The organism is Flavobacterium sp., from assembly GCF_044368625.1.
GTDB lineage: Bacteria > Bacteroidota > Bacteroidia > Flavobacteriales > Flavobacteriaceae > Flavobacterium.
The window spans coordinates 1-5622 of sequence record NZ_JBIPPD010000210.1 but is presented as its reverse complement, the minus strand read 5'-3'; the positions used below and the strand labels follow the sequence as shown (position 1 = coordinate 5622).

Below are 5622 nucleotides of genomic sequence, written 5' to 3'. Positions count from 1 at the left end.
ACTAAATTCGACTCCAAAACTAAAAATATTCATACCCAATAATTTATCTATCAAACAAATATACAAAAATATGAGCAATTACGGATATACATAAAAAACTTTTTAAAATTTCAAATTTCTGAATGTGACTTAAGTTACAATACTTGTATTTTTTATAAACTAATTCTACGTTTTGATTTAAATTAGACGAAATTATTATGAAAAAGAATATGGGTATTCCAGATAAAGCATTGCGTTTAGCTCTAGCTGTAATTGTTGTAGATTTATATTACACAAATGTAATTAACGGCACTTTAGCAATTGTTCTTGGTATATTGGCAGGAATTTTTACACTAACGTCATTTATTAGTTTTTGTCCATTGTATGTGCCTTTCGGCATCAATACAAGAAAAAAAGAAGATGAAAAGTAATCAAATGAAAAATCCAAATTCAATAAACAAAGATTTAATTTTAAGAGAACGCCTAGCATTACAGCGAACTGTATTAGCCAATCAATCTACTTTTTTAGCATTTCTGCGTACTTCAATGTATTTCCTTATTGCAGGATTAAGTTTGAAAAATGTATTAAAAATCCAAAACAGTACCTTTATTGAGTTTCTCTTATTTGCTGTGTCAGTTGTAATTTTTGTATTAGGTGTTGCTAATTATTTCAAACATAAAAAATCAATTTTAGAGAACAAAAAACACATTGGAGATTATCAATTAGAATATTATGAGTGAAGAAAAATGCTGTGTAGTTACTTGCGATTTACCGCTTGATCAAACGTATTGGGACAACCAATACCAAGCCAATGCAACAGGTTGGGATTTAGGACAAGTGTCGCCACCAATTAAAAAATATATAGATACAATCGAAAATAAAGAAGCCAAAATTCTTATTCCGGGTTGTGGTAATACTTACGAAGCGGAATATCTATTACAAAAAGGTTTTACAAAAGTTACCGTAATCGACATTGCACCAACATTGGTAGAAAATCTAAAACAGAAATTCGCAAATAATAAAAGTATTACTGTTATTTTAGGTGATTTTTTTGAACATCAAGGCGACTATGATTATATCATTGAGCAAACTTTTTTCTGTGCTTTGCCACCAACAATGCGTCAAAAATATGTTTGGAAAATGCACCAATTATTGTCCGATTACGGAAAATTAATAGGTTTACTTTTTAATCGTGAGTTTGAAGTGAGTCCACCTTTTGGAGGAACCTTAAAAGAATACGAACAATTGTTTTACAAGGCATTCACATTCAATTCCATTTCATTAGCAGGCAATTCCATACCGTCAAGAGCCAATTCTGAACTATTTTTTGAATTTCAAAAAAGCGAACTCAATCAGGTTACTTTATATCATTTTGAAGGCATTACTTGTACTGGTTGTAGGAATACGGTTTCAGCTAAATTTCTAGAAATTGAAGGTGTTTTGACTGTAAGCATGAATGCTAATTTCTCAGAACTCATCATTGTTAGTAAAACAGAAATTGAGTTGACACAGTTACAAGAACTAGTCTCTTACGACGAAAAGTATAAAATCTTAAAAGCGCCAAATGATTAATCAAATTCAAGTTGAAAACATAAAATGCGGTGGTTGTATGAACAGTATAAAAACTGCATTACTGAAAATTGAGAACGTAACAGAAGTTACAATTGATAAAGAAACAGATACAGTCACAATAGATGCCGAGACGGATAGAGCCTTATTGGTAAACACACTTTCAAGTTTGGGTTATCCCGAAAAAGGACATAACACACTTTTGCATAAAGGAAAATCTTTTGTGAGTTGCGCAGTTGGAAATTTAACAAAATAGAGAAAAGATGAAAAAATATATTTTAGTATTCATAATACTGCTTTTAAGCAAGTTATTAATAGCGCAAAACACTTTTCCGTATGATGTGCAACTTACATCAATTACAATAGCAAATTTACCAGGATTACATTCGTATGCTTTTGCGCAACACAACGGAAAATGGCTCATAATTGGCGGTAGAAAAGACGGAATTCACGCAAGACAACCTTTCAATGCGTTTCCAAACGCTCAAAACAATACCGACATTTATGTGGTAGATGTTGCAACACAACAATTTTGGTCAACATCAGTTAATAATCTTTCAACTGGATTAAAAGAGCAATTACAAGCCACAAATATGAACTTCCATCAAGACGGAAACACACTTTATGTTATTGGTGGTTATGCCTTTTCGACATCGGCAAACGATCACATTACATTTGATAAGCTAACTTCTGTCGATGTTCCAAATTTGATTGATGCAATTATTGCGGGTAATCCAATTACAAGTTATTTCAAACAAATTGCCAATCCTATTTTTCAAAATACTGGCGGACAATTAGGCAAAATTGGAAGTGAGTTTTATCTCGTTGGTGGACAAATCTTCACAGGAAGATACAATCCAATGAACAACCCAACTTTTGTACAAACGTATGTTAGTAAAATTCAAAAATTTACTATTAACAACTCGGGTACACAATTAAGTTTTAGCAATTATTCACAAGTTACCGATGCCATTCATTTGCACCGAAGAGATTATAATTTAGTGCCACAAGTTTTTCCAAATGGAGAAGAAGGCTATACGATTTCGTCTGGTGTTTTTCAAATTAATGCCGACTTGCCGTTTCTTTATCCTGTGGATGTAAAAAGCGGTGGATATTTTCCGCAAACGCAATTCAACCAATATTTAAGCAATTACCATTCGGGTAAAGTTGGTATTTATGACCAAACAAATAACCGAATGCACAATTTATTTTTTGGTGGAATTAGTCAGTATTATTACAACGGAACAACCTTGGTACAAGATAATTATGTGCCATTTGTAAAAACCATCTGTAGAACCACACGATTGGCCGACGGAACTTTATCCGAACATAATTTTCCTGTAGAAATGCCAAATCTAAAAGGCGCTGGTGCTGAATTTATTCCAAATACAAACTTATCTCATTATACAAATGAAGTAATTAACTTGAATGAAATTACAGCAACAGAGTTTGTTATTGGTCATCTTTATGGCGGAATTCAAAGTCCAACAATTAATGCTTTTACAAACAATCAAACAACTACTACATCAGCCGATCCAACTATTTATGAAGTAAAATTAGTGTACAATCCAAGTTTGAATGTTGCCACAATGGAAGGGAAAAATCCGTTTACATTTTCAGTTTCACCAAATCCAACGAATGATGATACGGTTCGAATTCAATTCAATTTGCCTTATGTTGCAACATTAGATTACTTCATCACTTCATTAGATGGAAAAATGTTAGACGATGGAGAAATTGATGGGTTACAAGTTGGCAACAATGCAATGAATTTTAGTTTAGAAAATGCAAAAGAGAAAATAGTTATTATCACATTCATACTAGATAATAAGTTTTATGCTTCTCAAAAAGTAATTAGAAATCAATAAAATGCCATTTGGCAAAAACTCAGAAATTAATTTAATAAATAATCAAAAATGAAAAAATCAGTTTTAATGACCGCTTTAGTAGCTTTCTTATTTTCAATGAATGTAAATGCGCAACAACAAGAACCAAAACAAAAGAAAAAAGAAAAAGCTAAAAAAGAATGTTCTGTAAATGGCAAAAAATGTTGTGCAGGAGAAGAAAAAAAAGGATGTTCTTCCGATGGAGCAGACAAAACTAAAACAGCAGATAAGAAATCTTAATTTTAGTTTAATTAAATTCAAAAAGTGTTTGAGAAATCAAGCACTTTTTTTTGTTGTGTGACAAAGGTTACAAAACACCTCTTTTTAATAGTTCAAATTTGCATAATAAAATAAAAACTATGGAAATTATTGAATTCATCAAACAACCTTGGGCTTGGTATATTGCTGGTCCTTTAGTAGGTCTAACAGTGCCAGCATTATTAATTTTAGGTAACAAGAATTTTGGTATTAGTGCCAATTTACGTCACGCTTGTGCAGCTTGCTTACCTGCAAATATTTCATTTTTTAAATACGATTGGAAAAAAGAGATTTGGAATATGTTTTTTATAGTCGGTATTCTAATTGGTGGTGTAATTGCTTTCTCCTTTTTATCCAATCCAAATCCAATAATTATCAATGACGATTTAAGGACAGAATTAGCCAATTATGATATTACAGACATAAAAGGAATGTTGCCAACCGAAATTTTCTCTTGGGAAAATCTATTCACTCTCAAAGGATTTTTAATGATGGTTGTGGGTGGTTTTATGATTGGTTTCGGCTCTCGTTATGCTGGCGGTTGTACAAGCGGACACGCCATTTCTGGTTTGTCTAACTTACAATTACCATCACTAATTGCTACTTGTTGCTTTTTCGTTGGCGGACTAATAATGGCAAATTTTATTCTTCCATTCATACTTTCACTTTAAAAACGCACACAATGAAAAATATAGATCAAAACAAAGATTTTGAAACACGCTCACTTGATACAATTTGCGTAAACGAAAGCCATTTAGAACACAAATGGTACCACAATATTAAATACCTCATCGTAGGTATATTATTCGGAATTGTATTCATCAAAGCCGAAATTATCAGTTGGTACCGCATTCAAGAAATGTTTCGTTTTCAATCATTTCATATGTATGGTGTGATCGGAAGTGCGGTTGTGGTTGGTGCAATCTCTGTTTTTTTAATAAAAAAATTCAACATCAAAACCATTTATGGTGAAAAAATAGAATTTCACGATAAAAAATTCAATAAAGGACAAATTATCGGCGGACTTATTTTTGGCTTAGGTTGGGCAATCACAGGAGCGTGTCCTGGTCCAATTTTCGCACAAATTGGAACCGGAGTAACCGTGATGCTAGTTACTTTATTCTTTGCTATTGTTGGTACTTGGGTATATGGTTATTTCAGAGACAAATTACCTCATTAATCTCAAATGAAACCAAAAAAAAATTCCATTCTTGTAGTACTACTAGTTTTCACTTTTGTGCCTAAAACAGTAGGTCAAGACCATATTAATAGTTGGTTCAGAACAACCTTGAGTATTCCTGTTACCGAAAAAATAAAGACTGATTTAGAATTGCAACACCGTAGACAGAATGATTTTGAAAGTGATAACCTTTTCGACAAAAATCTAATGTACACCATTAGAACTTGGATATATTATAAACAAAATAAAGATGTGGTTTATGCCATATCACCATTTGCCTATTTTTCGAATTACAAAATTATACAAAAAGAAAGCGATGCAGTTGCAAAACCTACAAACGAATACCGCTTCACAGCTTCAATTGAATTACAACACCAATTAACAACTAAATTTTATGTTATAAATAGAACCGCAATGGAATATAGAGTTTTTGAAGGTTCAATAGAAAACACTACTCGTTTGCGAAATAGACTAGCATTTAGATATGATTTTAATTCAAAATATAACCTGGCGATAGGTGATGAAATATTGGTTAATACAACAGGAACCGATGCACAACATATGTTTGATCACAATAGAGCATTCACCAACTTTTCATATAAACCAAATGCAGTAGTAAAGTTTGATGTTGGATATATTTATATTTCAAGACACTATTATCCGAAAGTCTAAAATAAAAAAAGCCTGAGATTCCCTTATTTTTGTTTTGCGAAAAATAAAATAATTTTATGGGACTCTTCAGGCGAAAC

Annotated in this window: 9 protein-coding genes; all 9 read left to right on the top strand. The window is 32.0% G+C overall.

The window, feature by feature from the left end; translation table 11 throughout:
• The first annotated feature begins 197 nt into the window (after nt 1-197).
• The 9 genes from ACIQ2X_RS13260 to ACIQ2X_RS13220 all read left to right on the top strand — a co-directional run bounded on the left by ACIQ2X_RS13260 (nt 198) and on the right by ACIQ2X_RS13220 (nt 5545).
• Nucleotides 198-410, top strand: a complete 213-nt coding sequence (locus ACIQ2X_RS13260; RefSeq protein ID WP_396179410.1) for a DUF2892 domain-containing protein — start codon at nt 198-200, stop codon at nt 408-410.
• Nucleotides 400-720, top strand: coding sequence for a DUF202 domain-containing protein (locus ACIQ2X_RS13255; protein ID WP_396179409.1), 321 nt, complete (start codon nt 400-402; stop codon nt 718-720). The genes ACIQ2X_RS13260 and ACIQ2X_RS13255 overlap by 11 nt, the downstream gene beginning before the upstream one ends.
• On the top strand, nt 713-1552 hold the full coding sequence (locus tag ACIQ2X_RS13250; protein WP_396179408.1) for a methyltransferase domain-containing protein: 840 nt from the start codon (nt 713-715) through the stop codon (nt 1550-1552). Before ACIQ2X_RS13255 ends, ACIQ2X_RS13250 begins: the two co-directional genes overlap by 8 nt.
• A complete protein-coding gene (locus ACIQ2X_RS13245; RefSeq protein ID WP_396179406.1) occupies nt 1545-1805 on the top strand; it encodes a heavy-metal-associated domain-containing protein in 261 nt (86 codons plus the stop codon). Before ACIQ2X_RS13250 ends, ACIQ2X_RS13245 begins: the two co-directional genes overlap by 8 nt.
• 7 nt (nt 1806-1812) lie before the next feature.
• Nucleotides 1813-3417, top strand: a complete 1605-nt coding sequence (locus ACIQ2X_RS13240) for a hypothetical protein (protein WP_396179405.1) — start codon at nt 1813-1815, stop codon at nt 3415-3417.
• Nucleotides 3418-3465: 48 nt separating this feature from the next.
• Complete coding sequence (locus tag ACIQ2X_RS13235) at nt 3466-3675, top strand: hypothetical protein (RefSeq protein ID WP_396179404.1); 210 nt, start codon at nt 3466-3468, stop codon at nt 3673-3675.
• A gap of 125 nt (nt 3676-3800) precedes the next feature.
• On the top strand, nt 3801-4364 hold the full coding sequence (locus ACIQ2X_RS13230; protein ID WP_396179411.1) for a YeeE/YedE family protein: 564 nt from the start codon (nt 3801-3803) through the stop codon (nt 4362-4364).
• 11 nt (nt 4365-4375) lie between these two features.
• On the top strand, nt 4376-4873 hold the full coding sequence (locus ACIQ2X_RS13225) for a DUF6691 family protein (protein WP_396179403.1): 498 nt from the start codon (nt 4376-4378) through the stop codon (nt 4871-4873).
• A 6-nt stretch (nt 4874-4879) separates the two neighbouring features.
• Complete coding sequence (locus ACIQ2X_RS13220; protein WP_396179402.1) at nt 4880-5545, top strand: DUF2490 domain-containing protein; 666 nt, start codon at nt 4880-4882, stop codon at nt 5543-5545.
• Nucleotides 5546-5622: the final 77 nt, after the last annotated feature.